The organism is Hydrotalea sp. AMD, from assembly GCF_004100315.1.
Classification (GTDB): domain Bacteria; phylum Bacteroidota; class Bacteroidia; order Chitinophagales; family Chitinophagaceae; genus Hydrotalea; species Hydrotalea flava.
Window position 1 is genome coordinate 1 of the sequence record NZ_SCKY01000027.1, and the last position, 21385, is coordinate 21385.

Consider the following 21385-nt stretch of genomic DNA (forward strand, 5'->3'; position numbering starts at 1 on the left):
TTTTCTTACTACCATTTTTAAAAAAGAAAAACATTTGGGCAAACGGGTGGATTATATTTTCTGTTCCGATGAACACCTACTGTCTATGAACCAGCAATTCCTGCAACATGATACTTATACCGATATTTTAACGTTCAATTTAACCGAAGAACCTGCTTCCGGTATTGTAGCGGAAATTTATATCAGTACCGATCGCGTGAAGAAAAATGCTGTGCAACATGGCACCACATATCAGGAAGAACTACTCCGTGTGATGATACATGGTATCCTGCATTTATGTGGGTATCGCGATAAAACGGCAAGCGAAAAGACCTTGATGCGGGAAAAAGAGGCCTTTTATATCAATGCTCTTGAATCCATTTCCCAATAAATCCTACCCGTTTCACGTGGAACAAATTAGTGTGATTGAATGGAGTGGTTTCACGTGGAACAATTCCATGCATCCATAAAACCCCTATTCGGGTGTACATTTGCAAAAAACAAAACAAGATGTTTGCTGAATACGATGTGATTGTAGTAGGTGCCGGACATGCCGGTTGTGAGGCTGCTGCCGCCGCTGCCAATATGGGCAGTAAGGTTTTATTGATTACCATGAATATGCAAACCATTGCCCAAATGAGCTGTAATCCGGCCATGGGGGGTATTGCTAAAGGACAAATTGTACGGGAGATAGATGCTCTGGGGGGCTATAGCGGTATTGTAACCGATAAAAGCATGATTCAGTTTAGAATGCTGAATAAGAGCAAAGGACCGGCCATGTGGAGTCCAAGGGCACAAAACGACCGTATGTTGTTTGCCGCCACTTGGCGGGTAATGCTGGAAAACACACCCAATGTAGATTTTTACCAGGATATGGTACGCCAACTCATGATTCACAACAACAAAGCCTGTGGGGTAATTACCCAATTGGGTCATGAAATTAAGGCCAAAGCAGTGGTAGTAACCAGCGGTACTTTTTTAAATGGGGTGATTCATATAGGTGAAAAACAGTTTGGCGGTGGCCGTGTAGCCGAAAAAGCGGCTATCGGTATTACCGAACAATTGGTAGCCGAAGGCATGGAAAGCGACCGATTGAAAACTGGAACACCCCCAAGGGTTGATGGTAGAAGTTTAGATTATACCAAAATGGAAGAACAAAAAGGGGATGACACCATTACCGGATTTTCTTATTTACCCCATGTACCCATTCGCCCCGAACAACAAAAAAGTTGCTTTATTACCTATACCAATACCACCGTTCATGATATTTTAAAAACAGGATTCGATAGAAGTCCGATGTTCCAGGGTAGAATTGAAGGTGTAGGCCCAAGATATTGCCCCAGTATTGAAGACAAAATTAACCGATTTGCAGAGCGCGACAGGCACCAGCTATTTGTAGAACCCGAAGGATGGCATACGGTAGAGATCTACGTAAATGGTTTTTCTACTTCTTTACCTGAAGAAGTACAAATACAGGCACTAAAGCAGGTTCCCGGATTTGAAAACTGTAAAATATTCCGCCCAGGTTATGCCATTGAATATGATTTCTTCCCCCCTACTCAATTAACCCATTCATTAGAAACCAAAACCATACAAAACCTGTTTTTTGCCGGCCAGATCAATGGTACCACCGGTTACGAAGAAGCCGCCTGCCAGGGTATTATGGCCGGTATCAATGCCCACTTAAAAACCAAAGCCGAAGCGCCATTTATTTTAAAAAGAAGCGAAGCCTATATTGGGGTGTTAATTGATGATTTAATTAGTAAGGGCACCGAAGAACCCTACCGCATGTTTACCAGCCGCGCCGAATTTAGAACACTGCTGCGGCAGGACAATGCTGACCTGCGCCTTACCGAAATAAGTTACCGCATGGGCCTGGCTGGTCAGGAAAGAATGGACCGGGTACAACAGAAAAGAATTGCTGTAGCTCAAATTACTGAACAACTGCAACAATACAATGTAGAACCAGATACGATAAATGATTATTTAGAAAGCGTTGCCTCTGCCCCATTGAATGAAAAACAAAAAGCGGCTAAATTATTATTGCGCCCTTCGGTTAATCTTTCAGCAATGTTACAAAGCTTGCCTGAACTACAGGCTGTTTTCAACAACAAAGATGCCGACCATTTAGAGCAGGCAGAAATTCAAATAAAGTACGAACGTTATATTGCTAAAGAACAAGAACTGGTAGAAAAAATGAGCCAAATGGAAGATTTAATCATTCCGGATAGTTTTGATTACGATAGGCTGCAAGCCCTTTCCTCTGAAGCCAGACAGAAATTTAAAAAAGTAAAACCACGAACCATTGGGCAGGCCGGTAGAATTAGTGGCGTAAATCCCAGCGATATTCAAATACTCATGGTGTATATGGGCCGATAATTCCTTAATTTTAAGGTATTCATCTAAACAAACACTTATGCACAAGAAAATTTGGTTACCTGCATTATTGCTAATGCTGATGGCCGCCGGTGGTTTAATGGCCTGTCATACATCGCCTAAATCTGTTACCGTACAAGAATACTTTGCACCACAAGATTCCGGGGTACAAACCGCCGGAATTAAAATGATCCCTATTCAAACCCCTGTGGGCACTTTTCGGGTATGGACCAAACGGATTGGTAACAATTCCACCATTAAAGTATTATTGTTACATGGCGGTCCGGCTATGACGCATGAATACTTAGAATGTTTTGAAAGCTTTTTTCCCAAAGAGGGATTTGAAATGATTGAATACGATCAGTTAGGCTCTTATTACAGCGACCAGCCCACCGATAGCAGTTTATGGACACTGCCCCGCTTTGTGGAAGAAGTAGAACAGGTTAGAAAGGCATTGGGATTGAATAAAGATAATTTTTATTTGCTGGGTAATTCTTGGGGCGGCATTCTGGCTATGCAATATGCCCTGAAATACCAGCAAAACCTGAAGGGATTGATTATTTGTAACATGATGAGCAGTTGTCCGGATTACGGCAAATATGCCGATCAGGTACTGGCCAAACAAATGGATCCAAAAGTATTGGATACCATTCGTGCCATAGAAGCCCGCGGCGATTATAAAAATCCCAAATACATGCAACTGCTGTTACCCAATTTCTACAAACAGCACCTGTGCCGTTTAGCCGAATGGCCCGATCCGGTAAACCGCGCCTTTAAACATGTAAATGAAACCATTTATACCATGATGCAGGGCCCTTCAGAATTTGGCATTGCAGGCCGCTTAGCCAATTGGGATATCAAAGACCGCCTGAAAGAAATTGTCGTACCTACTTTGGTGGTAGGCGCCAAATACGATACAATGGACCCCGACCACATGAGCTGGATGAGCAAACAGGTACAACATGGCCGCTATTTGTATTGCCCCGAAGGCAGCCATTTAGCCATGTGGGATGACCAGCAACATTTTTATCCCGGCGTTATCAGCTTTATTAAAGAGGTGGACAATGGCAATCTTAAATAATATAATATTTTAATATAATTAAAAGCGAGGAGTTTTTCCCTCGCTTTTTTTATGGCGTTAACCGTAAAAATCAGGTTTATCACCGAAAAAATGATGAGCGGTTTTATTCCTAAATCAAAAATAGTAGCTTTAAACATCCTTACTTCAAAACCAAAGATTATGAGAAAAGTACAACTTCTGCTACTGGGGCTTATTATTGGCCTACTGGTACATGCACAGGAAACCTTTCCGGTAAACGGGGTAGCAGACCCCCGAACCCGAGCGTATGCGTTTATTAATGCCACCATTGTTAAAGATGCGCAAACCACCCTTAACAATGCCACTTTATTGATAAAAGAGGGCAAGATACTGGCAGTTGGCAATGCAGTAACCATACCTGATGATGCGGTAGTAGTAGATTGCAAGAACAAATACCTTTACCCTTCGTTTATAGATGTCTATACCGATTATGGCGTAACCGAACCCATCCGTCCTTCCGGCGGCTTTAATTATATGGCTCCCACCCAGTTTACTTCGAATATCAAAGGCGCTTATGGCTGGAACCAGGCCATTAAGCCACAGGTAAATGCCATTGATCAGTTTAATGCCGACGATAAAAAAGCCGAATCCTATCGGATGATGGGTTTTGGTACCGTATTAACCCATGTAAAAGATGGGATAGCCCGCGGAACCGGTACAGTGGTTACTTTAGCCAATGAGGCCGATAATTTTGTGGTAGTGAAAGAAAAAGCATCTGCCCATTATTCCTTCAGCAAAGGCAGTTCCACCCAAAGCTACCCTACCAGTTTAATGGGTTCCATAGCATTATTGCGCCAAACCTATTTAGATGCCAAATGGTATAAAAATAAACCGGCCACTGAAGGTACCAATTTGTCTTTAGAAGCCTGGAATAATATTCAGTCGTTACCACAAATATTTGAAGCAGACGATAAATGGAACGATTTACGTGCCGATAGAATTGGGGATGAATTTGGAGTACAATATATTATTAAAGGTGGTGGTAATGAATATCAGCGCATGCCCGAAATAATTGCTTCTAAAGCAACGTATATTTTACCGCTTAATTTTCCCCAGGCATTGGATGTAGAAGACCCCAACGATGCCCGCTTTGTGTCGCTGGCCGATATGAAAAACTGGGAACTGGCTCCCACCAATCCCGCTGCTTTTGAAAAAGCCAATGTGCTTTTTTGTTTAACCACCAGCGATTTAAAAGATGTAAAACAATTTATGCCCAACTTACGGAAAGCCATTGCCGATGGTCTTTCTGAAAAAACCGCATTGGAAGCATTAACCAAAATACCCGCTACCCTGCTGAATGTGTACGATAAAGTAGGCAGCTTAGATGCAGGTAAATTAGCCAACTTTATTATTACCACTGGTCCGGTATTTGATGAGAATACCAAAATAGTTGAAAACTGGATCCAGGGAAAAAACTATGCCATTAACCCTGCAGAATGGAACACCGTTAGTGGAGAATATACTTTGACGATTCATACACCCAAGGGAACACAGCAATACAATTTGTTGGTAAAAAACAGCACTACTGCACAAATACTACAAGCCGATACCGTTGGTGTGAAATTGAGCTATGATGGTAAAGCAGTAAAAATGCAATTTGCTTTGGAAGGCAATAAAAAAGCTGAAGGCGAACGCCCACACCGAACCGGACAATATTTATTAAGCGGCCTGGCACTGAAAGAAAACTGGAGTGGTACCGGAAAAGATGATATGGGCAATGCCTTTACCTGGACAGCCACCTATACCAAACCATTACCTGCAGAAACAGCCAATAACAGAAAAAGAATGCAAAGCAGACCAATGGCAAAAGTAACCTATCCGTTTGATGGTTATGGCTTTGAAGAAATGCCGAAACAACAAACCCTGCTCATTAAAAATGGTACGGTATGGACCAACGAAAAAGAAGGGGTAGTTACCAATACCGATATATTAATTAAAAATGGCAAAATATCCAAAGTGGGTAAAAATTTAAGCGACCCCTCAGCCAAAGTAATTGATGCAACCGGTATGCACGTAACACCGGGCATCATCGATGAACACTCGCATATTGCTGCTGCCTCAATTAATGAAGGCGCACAATCTGTTACTTCTGAAGTAAGAATTGGCGACAACCTGAATCCTGACGATATTAATATTTACCGCCAGTTAAGTGGTGGCGTAACTACCTCGCATATATTACATGGATCGGCCAATACCATTGGCGGCCAAACCCAATTAATTAAATTACGGTGGGGCGCCGATGATGAGCAGTTGAAGTTTGCAGGCGCTGATCCCTTTATCAAATTTGCATTGGGCGAAAACGTTAAACGCACCACATCGCCTGCCAATAACCGTTTCCCTGATACACGTATGGGGGTAGAACAGGTATTGGTAGATGCCTTTACCCGTGCATTGGATTATGAAGCTGCCATGAAAAAAGATCCTGCAGGTACCCGGAGAGATTTGGAATTAGATGCATTGGTCGAAATTCTCAATAAAAAACGATTTATCACCTGCCATTCCTATGTACAAAGCGAAATTACTTCGGCAATGCGGGTAGCAGAACGTTTTGGTTTTCGTTTCAACACCTTCACCCATATTTTAGAAGGATATAAAGTGGCCGATAAAATGAAAGCACATGGTGCCAACGCTTCTACCTTCTCTGATTGGTGGGCGTATAAAAATGAAGTAAAAGATGCCATTGCATACAATGCTTCTATTATGCATAAAGTAGGATTGAATGTTTGTATCAATTCAGATGATGCAGAAATGGCACGCCGTTTAAATCAGGAAGCAGCCAAATCAATTAAATATGGCGGCATGAGCGAAGAAGATGCTTTGAAAATGGTAACCATTAATCCCGCCAAAGCTTTACATGTAGATAACAAAGTGGGCAGTATTAAAGAAGGCAAAGATGCAGATATAGTAATTTGGTCAGCAAATCCGTTGAGCATTTATGCTTCGGCACAAAAAACCATTGTGGATGGTATTGTTTATTTTGACAGGGAAAGAGATGCACAATTGCGAAAAAAAATTCTGGAAGAGCGCAACCGCCTTATTCAGAAAATGATTGGTGAAAAAAGAAACGGCACTCCGGTAATACCGGCACAACCCAGTTGGCAATATGTATTAAGTTGTGGTGATCACGACCATCATGATGGCATGATAACAATTGATATTAGCGAAGACGATGGTATTTCATCCGCCACTTTAGAAACCATTTCTCAAAACAAATAAATCAATTCATTCCAATCATAGAATGAACCTTACATCAAAAAATTAGGAATCATGAAAAATATTAAAATAACCCTCATGCTTGCAGCCTTGTTCCTGATGAACGCTGCCGCCTTTGCGCAAGATGATGTTTTGCCTGCAAAACCCTATATGGGTCGGTTGTTTATTACCAATGGTACCGTACATGTTGGCAATGGCAGTGTAATCGATAAAGCTACTATTGAAGTAAACAATGGAAAAATAGTGGCAATACATACCACAGAAGTTACCATACCTGCCGATGCCAAAAAAGTAGATGCTACCGGCAAACAGGTATATCCCGGCTTAATTTTATCCAATACCGATTTAGGTTTAAAAGAAATAGCCAATGGCGTACGTGGCAGTAATGACTATTTAGAATTGGGCGACTTGAATCCGAATGTACGGTCTATAGTAGCTTATAATACCGATTCAAAAATCATTAATACACTTAAAGCCAACGGTATACTATTGGCGAGTGTAACACCCGAAGGCGGCAGCATTAGCGGCTCCTCTTCTGTTGTACAATTAGATGCCTGGAATTGGGAAGATGCCGCTTATAAAATGGACAATAATATTCACATGAATATGCCCAGCTTTATTCGTCGCCCCGGTAGAAGATTTGGTGCCGTAAACCCAGTTAATATGACCGACCCCGCTAAAGCTGCCTACGAAAAAATAGAAGAATTGAAAAACTTCTTTCGTCAGGCTAAAGCTTATTTGGCAGAAAGCAAACATGCACAAACCAATTTAAAGTTTGAAGCCGTAAAAGGCTTGTTCAATCAAAGTAAACATTTGTTCGTTCATGCTGATCAGGTAAAACAAATGCTGGCTGCCATTGATTTTGCAAAAGAATTTGGATTTAAAGTAACCATTGTAGGCGCCAGCGATAGCTACCAGATTGCCGATTTATTGAAAGCCAATGATATTTCAGTAATTTTAAATCAGGAACACGCCTTGCCTACAACAGAAGATGATGATGTAGACCAGCCCTATAAAACCCCCGGCGAATTGCAAAAAGCCGGCGTTTTATTTGCTTTGAACGATGCATTTGATGAAGCCCGATACCGCAACCTGATGTTTAATGCCGGAACGGCAGCTACTTATGGATTAACCAAAGAACAGGCTTTACAAGCCATTACCCTAAACAGCGCCAAAATTTTAGGCATTGATGACAAAACCGGTTCTATTGAAGCAGGGAAAGATGCCAATATTGTTGTAAGTGATGGAGATATATTAGATATGCATTCCAGCATCATCCGCCATGCCTTTATTCAGGGTAGAGAAGTGAGTTTAGAAAACAAACAAACCGAACTGAACAGAAAATATTTAACCAAATATGGTTTAACGCAGTAGTGGAGCCCAATATGCACAAAAACCAAAAAGAGGTTGCCACACCACAAATGGCAGCCTCTTTTCTTTTTCGCCTCCGCGCATTTCTATACCTTAGCTGTTATGCAGAAAAAATTGTTTTTATTAGATGCGTTTGCGCTCATTTTTCGCGCTTATTATGCATTGATACGCAGCCCCAGAATAACCAGCAAAGGCAAAAATACCAATGCGCAGTTTGGATTTACCAATACATTAATTGAGTTAATGAACAAGGAAAAGCCTACCCATTTGGCCGTATGCTTTGACATGGAAGGGCCTACCGAGCGGCACACCGATTTTGCAGATTATAAAGCCAACCGTCAGGAAACTCCGGAAGATTTACTGGCTGCCATTCCTGATATAAAAAAAATTATACAAGCCTTCAACATTCCCGTTATCGGTATTCCCGGTTATGAAGCAGATGATGTAATTGGTACACTGGCCTGGGAAGCACACGATGCAGGCTATGAAGTATTTATGGTAACCCCCGATAAAGATTATGGCCAGTTGGTACGCGATGGCATTACGATTTATAAACCGGCCTACCAGGGGGGTAATGTAGAATTGATGGGCCCGAAAGAAGTTTGTGAAAAATGGAATATCGATAGCATTAGTCAGGTAGTTGATATGTTAGGTTTAATGGGCGATGCAGTAGACAATATTCCCGGTATACCCGGAATTGGCGAAAAAACAGCCGCCAAATTATTAAAAGAATATGGCACGCTGGAAAATGTATTGGACAACGCCGACAATATTAAAGGAGCACTGGGTGAGAAAATCAGAGCCGGGAAAGAAAGCGCCATCATCAGTAAAAAATTGGCTACCATTATTACCAATGTGCCGGTTAGCTTTCATGAAGAAAATTTTCGATTAAAGCCATTCGATAAAGAAAAACTAATTGAAGTATTTACCGATTTAGAATTTAAAACCTTAGGCAAAAGAGTATTGGGAGAAGATTTGCCCGCATTTACCACTGCGCCGCAGGCCATACAAACCGATTTGTTTGGTGCACCGGTGGCTACTCAAACAAACAATGGTAGCAAACCGACCACCTACGTCAGCCCTACACCGTCAGTTGAAAATTTTGGAATAAAAGACAGCAGCAATACAGAACACACTTATCATTTAGTGAACACACCTGCTGCTATTCACAATTTAGTGGGAACCTTATTGCAGCAAAAAGAAATAGCATTTGATACCGAAACAACAGGCTTAGATGCAAATCTGGCGCAAATGGTAGGTATGAGTTTTGCCTATCGCCCACACGAAGCCTTTTACGTACCGGTGTCCAAAGAAAAAATAGCCGCCGCTGCATTGTTACAACAGTTCCTGCCACTATTTAATCATGAAGCTGTTTTGTGGATAGGCCAAAATATTAAATACGATTTATTGGTTTTAAAATGGCAGGGTATTGAGTTAAAAGGTAAAATTTTAGATACCATGTTGGCTCATTATGTAATTGAGCCCGATGGCAAACACAATATGAATGGATTGAGCGAACAGTATTTACATTATCAACCCATTTCTATAGAAACACTGATTGGCAAAAAGGGTAAAGGGCAAGGCAATATGCAGGATGTAGAATTGGAAAAGATAAAAGAATATGCGGCAGAGGATGCTGATATAACCCTGCAATTAAAACAGGTTTTGTTGCCGTTGGTAAAAGAAAAACAAGTGCAGCAGGTATTGGACCAGATAGAAAATCCGCTGGTGCCCGTACTTACCCGGATGGAATATGAAGGCGTAGCCGTTGATGTTGATTTTTTAAATGCTTACAGTAAAACCTTAGCCACCGAAGCCAAAGCGGCAGAAGAAAGCGTGTACCAACAAGCCGGCGTTCGGTTTAACCTCGCCTCACCCAAACAATTGGGCGAAGTGTTATTTGATAAACTGCAATTAGACCCATCTGCCAAAAAAACAAAAACCGGCCAATACCAAACAGGTGAAGATGTATTGACCAAGCTGGCGGCAAAGGGCCATAAAATTGTAGAAGATATTCTGGCATTCCGGGAGCTCACCAAACTGAATTCTACCTATGTAGAGGCGCTGCCTGCATTAATTCACCCCATCACCGGGCGGGTACATACCTCCTATGCACAGGCCGTAGCTGTAACCGGGCGGTTAAGTAGCAACAATCCCAATTTGCAAAATATACCCATCCGCAGTGATCGGGGCCGGGAAATCAGAAAAGCTTTTATTCCCCGTGAAAAGAACCGATTTATAGTAAGTGCCGACTACTCACAAATTGAATTACGCATTGTAGCTGCCATTAGCGGCGATACCAATATGTGTACTGCCTTTAAAGCCGGAAAAGACATTCATACCGCAACGGCAGCGAAAGTATATGGCATTGATGAAACAGCCGTAACCAAAGAAATGCGCTACAAAGCCAAAAGTGTAAATTTTGGCATTATTTATGGTCAGGGTGCTTTTGGTTTAGCCGATAATCTGGGCATTTCCCGTACCGAAGCCAAAGAAATTATCGACAATTATAAAAAAGAATTTCCGGGCATTACGGCCTATATGGAAAATACCATTGCCTTTGCACAAAAGCATGGTTATGTAGAAACACTGATGGGCAGAAAGCGCTGGTTAAAAGACATTAATTCCGCCAACTTTACCGTTCGCGGATATGCAGAACGCAATGCCATTAACTCGCCTATACAGGGAACGGCAGCAGATATGATTAAATTGGCCATGATAAAAATAGATGCCGCCCTGCGCAAAGAAAAATTTAAGTCGGTGATGATTTTACAGGTACACGATGAGTTGGTTTTTGATGTGGTACCCGAAGAATTGGAAATGATTCAGCCCCTTATTTTAAACAACATGCGGGAAGCATTGATATTGCCCAACAAAATACCCATTGAAGCAGAAATAGGCATTGGTAAAAACTGGTTAGAAGCACATTGATGGATGGTGTATGGCAAACAAATATGGAATAACAGAATTTAAAACAATGGAACAGAAAGGCATGTCCGTAAATGGCAAAACCATGAATCAACAAGGGAAAGCCGGAATATGGTTAGGGTTATTGTTAGGAATGATTACAACCTTCTGGGGCTGTAAACCTGAAAAACATTATACCCATCCGCACGTACAAATTGAAACAACTTTAGGATATATTGAATTAGAATTATACCCCGAAAAAGCACCTAAAACAGTAGCAGCTTTTTTGAGTTATGTAGACTCCGGTTACTACAAAAGAGCCAGTTTTTATCGTGTGTTGAACGATTTAAACCAACCCATGAATGCGCCCAAAACCGAACTGGTACAGGGTGGAATCTGGAAAACCAATAATCAATTGGCCACTTCGGTACCCGGTATACCGCACGAAAGTACCAAAGCAACCGGTTTGCGGCATGAAGCAGGTACCGTATCCTTAGCCAGAATGGCGCCGGGCACGGCAGGCACAGAATTTTTTATTTGTATGGAACGAGAGCCCGGACTGGATTATGGCGGCGCCAATATGGATGACAAACAGGGCTTTGCAGCTTTTGGTAAAGTGGTGAAGGGGATGGATATTGTTGAAAAAATTTACAATGGGAGCGATTATAACCAGTACCTCGATCCGCCGATCGTAATTTTTAATATTCGGCGCTTATAAAAATGCGCACTTTAGCAATAGCAGCGTATTTGGTATTTAAATAAGCCAACCTTATTGTTTTTTCAATTCCATTTTTTGAATATTACCTTGACCGTCGGTAGTTTTCCAAACCTGGTATTTGGCTTTATTGGTAACGATAATCCATGATTTTGGGAACTGTGCATTATCGCTGTTCAATGTAATGTTTTGTCCGTTAATTGTCCAGGTAAAAGGTTTTTGATCGTTGGTTTGGTTACCCAAAATAGAATAACTCAGCGATTTTATACCGCTGCCATCTTTCTTAAACTGAATGGTACCCACATTACTGGCTTCTGCATTCTGCTGATTGATATTGGTTTCCTGAAATTTTACAATATTCCAGGTTCCGGTTAATCGTTGTTGTAAACTGCAGGAATTTAGTAATAATGTGGCTACCACAATTGTACTGAGGGTTTTTATTTGTTTTTTCATAATAAAAAATTTTATTTTTTCTTAAAAACAGGCACAGTACTGCAAGGTTCACCGTACATGATGCTTTTTACTACCGGCCGTAATTGTTGTGTGATGGCTACATACATGGCTTCGGGTATGGGGGTTTCTCCACAACCTTTAATTACTACCCGTTTATTGGTGTATTCAGAAACGGGTATGGCTTTAATTTTCTGCAGCCAGGCCCATTCCAAAGCTTTATCGGTTGTTCCCCAAAAAATATCTTTTGCTACCGGCGTTAAATAAGCACTTACCAGCATGTAGGCCCACATGGGAATGATGGCATCGGCACTGCAATGAATGGCTACAATGGCGCCGGTATATTGTTCCCAGTTTACTGCTTGTAAGTTGGTTCTGAAATCTTTTTCTTTTAAAATCAGCCCCATGAAAAGATACTCTTTCAAATCGAAAGAGCGTAGCGGTTCGCTGGGCGAAAAACCGGCTAAATCCAAAGTAATTAATCCGCTTTCAGCTACCTTATTAACAATGGGTTTTTCCATATTTTAATGTTATTATCATCACAAAGATACAATTTGTTATGGGGGTGGTTTTTCGTAATACGATAAAAAAAGGCTTCCGGAAACAACCGGAAACCTTTTGAAGTATTTGATAAAAAAGAATGAACTAATAAAACTTGCTGCGGTAATCTTTTACTACGGCCGATTTGCGTAGGGCATCCATACCTCTGTAAATAGCCATTCGTAATGATTGTAACAGGGTTTGCTGAATGGTTTGTGCTTCTTCAGGTGTTGAAGGTTTGCTATTAAGAGCATCTACCTGTAATGCAAAAACACCATTACTGCCGGCAACGGGCGGCGTAACTTTATTGAGATAAGATTTGTTAAAAGAAGCACCGGTAAATTTAGCATCGTTACCAATGCCGGTAATAAACGGACTGCTAAAAGAAACGCTATCTGCTTTTTGAACAGAACTACCGGTAGCGGTTGCATACACATTTAAATCAGCCCCTGCTTTAAACTTGGTGTCTAATAATATTTTCGCTTTCTTTTCATTGCGTACTATGGGCTCAATCAGCGGTCTTAAAACGGCTGCTGGCGGTAAGCCCGGTTTAATGTCTGCAATAACAATAGGAACCACATAATTATTGCCAATTCTTACCGGTTCTTCTTCTACATTACCTACACTATGGTCATAAATCCAGCGTACTAACTGGCGGCTATCACCCAAATTGGGAATATTGTAATCGTTCTCTTTAATGTCTTCAGCCGTTAAAATAGGTTTATTCATTTTAGCAGCAGTAGCATCAAAATCTTTTTTGTTTTTGCTGAGAGAGGCAAACTGAGCTGCTGCATTTACGGCTGCGGCATCGGTTTCATTGCTAACGATAATGGGTTTAGCATAATAAGCAATTTTGTAGGCAGGAGAAGAACCTTTTTGTCCCAATACTTCTACATAATGTAAGCCATATTCCGTGGTAATAACCCCTTTGCTACCCACGGGTTTTTCAAAACTAAAATCATTGAAGGTAGGAACCATGCGTCCTGTAGTAAAATAATCATAAACACCGCCGGTGCTTTTGTTACCATCATCAGAATATTTTAAGGCAACAGAATCAAATGGAACACCAGCCTTTAGCTGCATTTCAACGGTGTCCATAATTTTACGGGCGGCGCTATCTTCTCTCACTCTTTGTAATACACCTGATTGCGGGTCTTGCTGGTGGGTGGCCACTAAAATATGGCGCACTTTTGCAGAATCAGGTAATTGTTTAACAGCAATTAGTTTAGCAATTACATATTCATTCCCATCTAAATAAGGACCATACACACCATTAACAGGTAATTTAGCAATAGAGTCAATGCTTTTTTGTTTGATTTGATTTTTAGAAATAAAGCCATCATAAAAAGGCAAATCAGATGTGTTTTGTGCAAAGAAGGTGTTGATGTTGGTATTGGTAGCCAAATCTGCTTTTTTGGCCAGCACTTGTTGAAAGGCTGCCATTGAATCGGTCGCACTTGGGTTGGCATCAAAGGTTACATAAGCAATACTGCGGGTTTCTTCATCGTGTTTGTATTCATCTTTATGTTTGCTGGCATAAGCCATAATTTCATCGTCACTTACTTTAACAGAAGAGTCGGGTATGGCACTATAAGGCGTATATACATAAGAAACGTTGGAGATTAAATTGTTATCGGATGCGGTTTTGGTAACCAACCATTTAGGAACATACATGGCTTGTTGCAACAAAGCCTGATATTTGGCCTGTAAAGCCTGTTGAATGGCCGGCTTAATATAAGCCTCTTCTACCTGCGCCATTTGTTGTGTATTCTTCGATTTTTTCAATTGTTCAAAAGCCGATTTAGCTTCATCTACCATAAACATACCGGTTTTAGGGTCAGTAAATTCCCGTTTTAACGGCGAGGTCATGGGGTTAAATAAAATATCGCTCACTTCTTTTGCCGTTACAGTAAGTCCTAGTTTTTTGTATTGCTGATCCATAATAATGGAAGCCACTTCATTATTCCATAACTGGGCAATGGTTTGTTCGCGATTGGCGCCACGGCCACCATACATACTTACTTTTTCTTCAAAGTCGGCACGCTCAATACTTTGGCCATTTACTTTACCGATAACCGTAGTATTGGAAAAGAAATTTCCCCTGCGAAATGAACCATCCTGCAGAATAAACGCCAGTAATGCCAGTGCAATAATGCCAAAAACAAACCAGGCTCCTTTGTCGCGTATGCGTTGAATAACAGACATAACTATAATTGTTAGTAATAAATTTTATAAGGATGGCAAAAATAGGGGATTAAGTTTATTGCACAAATTGTGGAAAAATTACCAAAAGGCAATGTGGTTGTCTAAAACGGGTCACTATAACAATCTCATCCCAGTTTTTGGAAAATCGTTGTTTCGGGAAGGTTTAGGTGCTTTGTTCTGCAACAGAAACAGAGTACCCTAGTACCCTGTTTTATAAACTAAAGTTGGCTGCTGTGGAAAAATTGCCGGAAAGCGAATCGGGTAATTGGCTGATGATAGCAGATGCTGTCAGATAATGTTCACTGGGGCTGTAAGCAAAAATACAAGACCCGTTTTTAATGGTTTGAATAATAGCCGGTGCCAGTTTGGGAGGCAGTGCAGGGCAGCCCTCGCTGCGGCCCAGATAGCCTTGTGCTTTTATAAACTTTTCACTGGCATAAGGTGCTGAATGTATTACGATACCTCTTTTGTAGGCATTGTCATTAATACCCGGTTCTAAACCATTTAACCGTAGTGCAAAACCATGTTTGCCGCGATAAGTGTTTTCAGTAACATAAAAACCTAAGCTGCTTTTATAACTATTGGCCCTGTTAGAGAATTGGGTGGCCATTAGTTTGCCGGAATTTTTTCCATGTGCCACATAGGTATTGTACAACAATGCCCCATGCAACAAGTCAATTACAAATAATCTTTTTTGTGAAGAAGGTAAACTAAAATCAATAATGGTTAAAACAGCATCGTTTTGAATTTTACCTGCTTGTAATAATTCCTGCATTCCGGCCAATGCCATTTTGTAGGCTGTAAAGGATAGACCTTTGTAGGCTAAAGCCAATTGTTGGTAAAGGGATAAATGGGTAGACGGGGCAATATTTTTGAGCGGAATATGACGATTTTGAGGACTATACGCAAAGTTTGGCGCAAAACTAAACATCGCCGGAAGGGCAATGATACATAGGATAAATTGGACTGTTTTTTTACCTTTCAACAACATCATGCTGCACAAATAAATTTCAAGAAGAATGCAAACTACTTGAAATAGCGAAAAAGTAGCGCCATAGGCAATATTTATTAACCTTTCTTTAACAAAGCAAACACACCAAATTAATGCATTCCCAACCATGCATAGTAGCCGGCGCCCAATAAAGGCGCTTGTTGATTCAGTACCACATGAACGCTTACTTCTGCCAATAGCTGACGCATTCTGCCGCTGTTTTGAAACGTTTCATCCCAAACTGTAGCATTTAATAAAGGCAACACTTTTGGTACAATACCCCCGGCCAGATAAAGTCCACCGGTAGCTTTGTATTTCAGAATTATATTAGCCGCCTCAATAGAAAGGTATCGGTTAAACAATTGCAAGGTTTCCAAGCAAACCGGGCAGGAGCGATCCTTTGCCGCTTTGCTGATGGCTGCAGCCTTATCGGCTGCTGTTTGAATACCCGATAAAATTGGATCCGGACATTTCTTTGCCTCTTTTAGTACTAAAAAATCCCAGATGTTTTCAATGCCACCACCACTAAGCAGTCGTTCCCAGCTAACATGCGGATATTTTTCCATTAAAAAATGCATCAAGGCAATATCTTGGTGGGTGCGGGGGGCAAAATCGCAGTGCCCGCCTTCTGTGGCAAAGGGATGGTAAGCAGTTCCATCAAAGTACATTCCCGCTTCGCCCAAGCCAGTACCTGCCGCCAATATGCCAATATTGCCCGGTGTTTCATTTTTTCCCTTGTGTAATATGTGCAGCTCATTGGGAGCAACGGCTGCAAGACCATAAGCTGTGGCTTCCAGATCATTTAAAATGGCCACCGGACAGTTATGCATCAATCGGCTGATATCTTTTCCATTAATTTCCCAGCTTAAATTGGTAAACTTTACCGATCCTTCTATAATAGGGCCGGCTACTGAGAGGCAAATGCGCTCCGGCACGAGCTGATCTTTTAAAAAATCGGTCAGAATTTCATGAAAGGAATGATAGTCTTTACTGGTATACCGTTTTTCTTTTATAGAGGTAAATCCCTGGCCATTCACTTTAAACAAAGCAATGTTGGCTTTTGTACCACCAATATCGCCTGCTAATACCAAAATATTATCGGGTGCTGCCTGCAAATGAGGGAAAGCAATCGGAAGATGTAAAGATGGATTCATAATAAGCGGCAAGTTAGTATAAATGATTTATTTGTACCGCCAATAGCCTGTTGAAATTTTTGCCCGAAAGAATATGCACATACTGTTTGAATACCGGGCATAGCTGTTATCTTGCAGCGCAGAAAATGGTGGAAATATACGCCGGTGATCAGCAAAAAGAATTATATTGAATTTACTATAATCAGGTTCCATCAACAGAGCCGAATGAATGAGAATGACACAGCCCAATTACTTAAACGGATTAAATGAACCCCAGAGGGAAGCGGTAACCACCATCAAGGGTCCTTTGTTAATTATTGCCGGAGCCGGTAGTGGAAAAACAAAAGTATTAACTACCCGGATTGCGCATTTAATGGCCAATGGGGTAGATGCCTTTAATATTTTAGCATTAACTTTTACCAATAAGGCAGCGCAGGAAATGAAAGAGCGGGTAGAAAGGATTTTGGGCAATCATGATGCACGAAACTTGTATATCGGCACTTTTCACAGTGTATTTGCTCGTATTCTCAGGGGCGAAGCACATCGGTTGGGCTACCCCAGTAATTTCACTATATATGATACAGATGACAGCCGTTCTGTTTTAAAAACCGTGATTAATGAATTGAATTTAGATGATAAGCACTACAAGCCCAACATTGTACATAACAGAATTTCATCGGCTAAAAATGCATTGGTTGGTCCGGCTGAATATGCCACAGATTATTACATTCAACAGGAAGATATGCGTGCCAACCGCCCCGCTATTGCACAGGTGTATGCAGCCTATGCGGCTCGCTGTTTTAAAAACGGGGCGATGGATTTTGATGATTTATTGTTCAAAATGTATGAGTTGCTGAAAACCCATAATGAGGCGCTGTATAAATATCAAAACAAGTTTAAATATATTTTGATTGATGAGTACCAGGATACCAATCCGGTACAATATCAAATTACCAAACTGCTGGCGGCCATTCATGAAAATATTTGTGTGGTGGGCGATGATGCCCAGAGTATTTACAGCTTTCGCGGAGCCACCATCGAAAATATATTGCAGTTCCAAAAAGATTATGATGATGTAAAGCTGGTAAAATTAGAGCAAAACTACCGCAGTACCGATACCATTATTAAAGTAGCCAACGAAGTAATTAAAAACAACAAGGGACAAATACCCAAATTATTATGGACCGAAAATGCGACCGGCGAAAAAATTAAGCTGGTACGCACCATGACCGATAATGAAGAAGGAAAGTTTGTAGCCGATACCATTCAGGAACAAAAACTGCGCAACCATTACGATAATAAAGATTTTGCTATTTTATACCGCACCAATGCCCAAAGCCGTTCGTTTGAAGAAAGCCTGCGCCGCATGGGCATACCGTATAAAATTTATGGCGGCCTCAGCTTTTACCAACGGAAAGAAGTGAAAGATTATATTGCTTACTTACGGGTAATTGTAAATACCAGAGATGAGGAAGCGCTGAAAAGAATTATTAACTATCCTGTTCGGGGTATTGGCAAAACAACTATTGAAAAAGCAATGATTATTGCCAATGAAACAAACACCACATTATACGAAGTGTTGCAATCGGCCGCAGCCCATGGGTTTAAAGGCGCTACGCTGGAATCCATTCAAAATTTTGTAACCATGATTCGCTACTTTCAAACATTGATGGCAGGCAATAATGCGTATGAAGTAGCGGTTCAGGTGGGCAAACATACCAATTTGGTGAAAGAGTTGTTTAATGACAAAACTACAGAAGGCCTGGCCCGTTATGAAAACGTGCAGGAACTCATGAACTCAATAAAAGAGTGGACAGAGATGCCCGATAATGAAGAGGGCGAAATGGTAGATAAATCGCTTGGCAGTTATTTACAGCAAATAACCTTATTAACAGATGCAGATAAAGATACTGACCCCGATGCAGATTCAGTAAAACTAATGACCATTCATGCCGCCAAAGGGCTTGAATTTAAATGTGTGTTTGTGGGCGGTATTGAAGAAACGCTGTTCCCCAATGCAATGAGCATTAATTCAAGAGAAGAATTGGAAGAAGAGCGCCGCTTGTTTTATGTAGCAGTAACGCGTGCCAAAGAAAAGCTGTGGTTAAGCTATGCCAATGCACGCTATCGTTTTGGAAGCCTTGTTCAAAATGAACCCAGTCGCTTTTTGGAAGAAATGCCCGAATCATTGTTAGATAAAAGTTATGCCGGAGGCGGCGCAAGAAACAATGCCGGAAATGGGTACAATAACGGTAATGCCTTTCAGCGCATGCAAAGGGGTATGGGTTATTCCGATACAAACGCTGCAGAAAAACAATATGGCTCCCCTCCTTCCAAGAAACAGCCTTCCAAACCCGCTTATATGCCTGTTACCCCACCACCACCTAAAGTAACGGTGCATGTACCCTCTCCCGATTTTGAACCCGGTGATCCCTCTGATATGGAAGCCGGCCAAACGGTTGAACATCAGAAATTTGGTTTTGGAAAAATTATTAAAATAGAAGGTGGTGCACACAATCCTATTGCTACCATTCAGTTTGAGCACAATGGCGAAAAGAAAATTATGCTGAATTATGCAAAAATCAGGATAGTACAGAAATAATTAGGATCCCATTCCTGCTTTGCCGGACTTTATTTGTTGTTGGCAACCTGCCCTACAACAGCGCAAATTAACCTTAGTAAACTTGCGGTTACCGCTATTTTTTGAAACAAATGGCACCGGTATTGCTTTCGATTCCCGAAAAAAACAGCAGGTAACAGGCATTCGGGTGCCCCTTTCGCTGCTATTTGATTAATTTTGCGGTTGAAGCAATAAATCATTCGTTATGATAAAAACAGGCAACACCATTGTAAGTATTTATACAGAAATGACGCCCAATCCGGAAACAATGAAGTTTGTGGCCAATAAGCTTATGTATCCCGGAAAAAGTATTGACTTTCAGGATGAACGCAGTGCAGGGCCTTCTCCATTGGCAAAAGAATTGTTTAGTTTTCCGTTCATTAAAAGTGTATTTATTGCCAGCAATTTTGTAACCTTAACCAAAACACCGGATACCGGTGATTGGCAGGATGTGATTCCAACCATCAAACAATTTTTGAAAGATTATTTAGAAAATGGCGGACCTGTTATTAATGAAGAAGAAGTGGCGCAAATGAAACAGGAATCAGGTAATGTGGTAGCAGCCGATGATGATGATGTGGTAAAACGCATCAAAGAATTGTTGGAAAATTATGTGAAACCGGCGGTAGAAATGGATGGCGGTGCCATTCAGTTTCGTAGTTATAAAGAGGGAATTGTTAACCTGATGTTACAAGGCAGTTGCAGCGGTTGTCCATCTTCCATGATTACTTTAAAAGCAGGTATTGAAGGCATGATGAAGCGCATGATTCCCGAAGTGAAAGAAGTAGTTGCTGAAGCAGAATAGTTTTTCATTTTTTATAGTTTTCCCTTCTCTGAAAAAACAGAGAAGGGTTTTTATGTTTAGAACTTGAAATAGATCGTGAGTTCGGCATAGAATGAAGTTGCTAAATGCTTTTCTGAAGCCGGTGTGGTATTATTGGTAATGGTATAAGTGGTTCTGTTTTTTAAAGTGTAGGTAGTAGTAGTGGTGGTTTCAATTTTGTTCATGGGAATGGCATAGGTGGGTGTAAATGCAATGCCCCATTTCTTGGCATCGTACATAAGCGGTAATGAGGCCTCATAATCCAATAACGTAATACCGGAATTAGGAACAAGGGTGGTGGATTTTACAGAAACCACATTCGGGTTTATTTTTTTAATGGCCTTTCCAACTCTTCTGTTGGTATAGCCTTCATAAAAGTATAAGCTGCTAAAATTAGCGGTCAATGTTGGTGTAATACTCCATTGTTGTTTAGCTGGCCCCCAGCTAAAAGCATGGGCAATATTGGTATTAAAAGCAATATCTGTTTTGTTATCAAAAATTACATCAGCACTTATACCTGCTTGCAAAAAATTAAAATCATAGCTTAAGTCGGCTCCTATTCCACCCTTTATATCACTTTTAATTGCGGTACTTTGTGCATTGTAAAAGGCTTTATTGGCCCTTACATCGCCACTGAAATTTTGGATGGAGAAATTATATCCCGCATCCAACGAAAAATAATCAATTCTGTTTTCATTGGCTACTGCTGCATAAGCAACACTGGCACTAAAATATAGCCCGCTTTTGTGGTAATAACCAATTATAGGGGTAATATAAGGCAATACAGCAGAGTCTTTTCTGCCATTATACACAGCATTGCTTAAATAATCTACTGAAGCTTTCCAGTATGAGTGCGTACTATCTGAACTACTTTGCGCAAACGTTCTGGAGAGGCATAAAAACGAAATAAAAACGAAGAAGGTAAATATTTTAAGTTGTTGCATATGGAATGGTTACTCATTA

The 21385-nt window shown here is 40.9% G+C and carries 15 protein-coding genes; 9 read left to right on the plus strand and 6 right to left on the minus strand.

Annotation, left to right across the window (positions count from 1 at the left end; translation table 11 throughout):
• The 7 genes from ybeY to EO766_RS15635 form a co-directional block, all read left to right on the plus strand.
• Positions 1-370, plus strand: a 370-nt coding sequence (ybeY, locus tag EO766_RS15605) for an rRNA maturation RNase YbeY (protein WP_287101495.1), incomplete at its 5' end; no start/stop codon positions are given.
• A gap of 119 nt (positions 371-489) precedes the next feature.
• Positions 490-2358, plus strand: coding sequence for a tRNA uridine-5-carboxymethylaminomethyl(34) synthesis enzyme MnmG (gene mnmG, locus EO766_RS15610; protein ID WP_074420921.1), 1869 nt, complete (start codon positions 490-492; stop codon positions 2356-2358).
• Between the two features lie 37 nt (positions 2359-2395).
• A complete protein-coding gene (locus EO766_RS15615; RefSeq protein ID WP_074420922.1) occupies positions 2396-3436 on the plus strand; it encodes a proline iminopeptidase-family hydrolase in 1041 nt (346 codons plus the stop codon).
• A gap of 159 nt (positions 3437-3595) precedes the next feature.
• On the plus strand, positions 3596-6670 hold the full coding sequence (locus EO766_RS15620; protein WP_218330799.1) for an amidohydrolase family protein: 3075 nt from the start codon (positions 3596-3598) through the stop codon (positions 6668-6670).
• A gap of 51 nt (positions 6671-6721) precedes the next feature.
• Positions 6722-8041 (plus strand): amidohydrolase family protein, encoded by a 1320-nt coding sequence (locus tag EO766_RS15625; protein ID WP_287101496.1) that lies wholly within the window; start codon positions 6722-6724, stop codon positions 8039-8041.
• A 99-nt stretch (positions 8042-8140) separates the two neighbouring features.
• Complete coding sequence (gene polA / locus EO766_RS15630; RefSeq protein ID WP_218330797.1) at positions 8141-10969, plus strand: DNA polymerase I; 2829 nt, start codon at positions 8141-8143, stop codon at positions 10967-10969.
• Between the two features lie 10 nt (positions 10970-10979).
• Positions 10980-11663: a peptidylprolyl isomerase gene (locus EO766_RS15635; RefSeq protein ID WP_287101497.1), complete on the plus strand. Its 684-nt coding sequence runs from the start codon at positions 10980-10982 to the stop codon at positions 11661-11663.
• A gap of 51 nt (positions 11664-11714) precedes the next feature.
• Here EO766_RS15635 and EO766_RS15640 read toward each other — a convergent pair whose 3' ends face one another.
• The 5 genes from EO766_RS15640 to glk form a co-directional block, all read right to left on the minus strand.
• Entirely contained in the window at positions 11715-12113 is a 399-nt protein-coding gene (locus tag EO766_RS15640; protein WP_218330796.1) for a lipocalin-like domain-containing protein, read from the minus strand.
• An 11-nt stretch (positions 12114-12124) separates the two neighbouring features.
• Complete coding sequence (locus tag EO766_RS15645) at positions 12125-12631, minus strand: DUF2480 family protein (RefSeq protein WP_218330795.1); 507 nt, start codon at positions 12629-12631, stop codon at positions 12125-12127.
• 124 nt (positions 12632-12755) lie between these two features.
• A complete protein-coding gene (locus EO766_RS15650; protein ID WP_218330794.1) occupies positions 12756-14855 on the minus strand; it encodes a peptidylprolyl isomerase in 2100 nt (699 codons plus the stop codon).
• 211 nt (positions 14856-15066) lie between these two features.
• On the minus strand, positions 15067-15849 hold the full coding sequence (locus EO766_RS15655; RefSeq protein WP_141676770.1) for a murein L,D-transpeptidase catalytic domain family protein: 783 nt from the start codon (positions 15847-15849) through the stop codon (positions 15067-15069).
• A 107-nt stretch (positions 15850-15956) separates the two neighbouring features.
• A complete protein-coding gene (glk, locus tag EO766_RS15660) occupies positions 15957-17000 on the minus strand; it encodes a glucokinase (RefSeq protein WP_074419277.1) in 1044 nt (347 codons plus the stop codon).
• A 214-nt stretch (positions 17001-17214) separates the two neighbouring features.
• Here glk and EO766_RS15665 point away from each other — a divergent pair, with 214 nt between their 5' ends.
• Both EO766_RS15665 and EO766_RS15670 read left to right on the plus strand, forming a co-directional pair.
• Complete coding sequence (locus tag EO766_RS15665; protein ID WP_141676771.1) at positions 17215-19581, plus strand: ATP-dependent helicase; 2367 nt, start codon at positions 17215-17217, stop codon at positions 19579-19581.
• Between the two features lie 223 nt (positions 19582-19804).
• Positions 19805-20404, plus strand: a complete 600-nt coding sequence (locus EO766_RS15670; protein WP_074418088.1) for a NifU family protein — start codon at positions 19805-19807, stop codon at positions 20402-20404.
• A gap of 56 nt (positions 20405-20460) precedes the next feature.
• Here the strand turns inward: EO766_RS15670 and EO766_RS15675 are convergent, their stop codons facing one another.
• Positions 20461-21366: a hypothetical protein gene (locus tag EO766_RS15675; protein ID WP_074419276.1), complete on the minus strand. Its 906-nt coding sequence runs from the start codon at positions 21364-21366 to the stop codon at positions 20461-20463.
• Between the last annotated feature and the right edge of the window lie 19 nt (positions 21367-21385).

What these genes read in the sequence shown, in the direction of transcription:
- EO766_RS15615 (WP_074420922.1), top strand. Translation starts at nt 2,396, where the DNA reads ATGCACAAGAAAATTTGGTTACCTGCATTATTGCTAATGCTGATGGCC.
- EO766_RS15655 (WP_141676770.1), bottom strand. Translation starts at nt 15,849, where the DNA reads ATGATGTTGTTGAAAGGTAAAAAAACAGTCCAATTTATCCTATGTATC.
- EO766_RS15650 (WP_218330794.1), bottom strand. Translation starts at nt 14,855, where the DNA reads ATGTCTGTTATTCAACGCATACGCGACAAAGGAGCCTGGTTTGTTTTT.
- EO766_RS15635 (WP_287101497.1), top strand. Translation starts at nt 10,980, where the DNA reads ATGGCAAACAAATATGGAATAACAGAATTTAAAACAATGGAACAGAAA.
- mnmG (WP_074420921.1), top strand. Translation starts at nt 490, where the DNA reads ATGTTTGCTGAATACGATGTGATTGTAGTAGGTGCCGGACATGCCGGT.
- EO766_RS15640 (WP_218330796.1), bottom strand. Translation starts at nt 12,113, where the DNA reads ATGAAAAAACAAATAAAAACCCTCAGTACAATTGTGGTAGCCACATTA.
- EO766_RS15665 (WP_141676771.1), top strand. Translation starts at nt 17,215, where the DNA reads ATGACACAGCCCAATTACTTAAACGGATTAAATGAACCCCAGAGGGAA.
- polA (WP_218330797.1), top strand. Translation starts at nt 8,141, where the DNA reads ATGCAGAAAAAATTGTTTTTATTAGATGCGTTTGCGCTCATTTTTCGC.
- EO766_RS15670 (WP_074418088.1), top strand. Translation starts at nt 19,805, where the DNA reads ATGATAAAAACAGGCAACACCATTGTAAGTATTTATACAGAAATGACG.
- EO766_RS15645 (WP_218330795.1), bottom strand. Translation starts at nt 12,631, where the DNA reads ATGGAAAAACCCATTGTTAATAAGGTAGCTGAAAGCGGATTAATTACT.
- EO766_RS15625 (WP_287101496.1), top strand. Translation starts at nt 6,722, where the DNA reads ATGAAAAATATTAAAATAACCCTCATGCTTGCAGCCTTGTTCCTGATG.
- glk (WP_074419277.1), bottom strand. Translation starts at nt 17,000, where the DNA reads ATGAATCCATCTTTACATCTTCCGATTGCTTTCCCTCATTTGCAGGCA.
- EO766_RS15675 (WP_074419276.1), bottom strand. Translation starts at nt 21,366, where the DNA reads ATGCAACAACTTAAAATATTTACCTTCTTCGTTTTTATTTCGTTTTTA.
- EO766_RS15620 (WP_218330799.1), top strand. Translation starts at nt 3,596, where the DNA reads ATGAGAAAAGTACAACTTCTGCTACTGGGGCTTATTATTGGCCTACTG.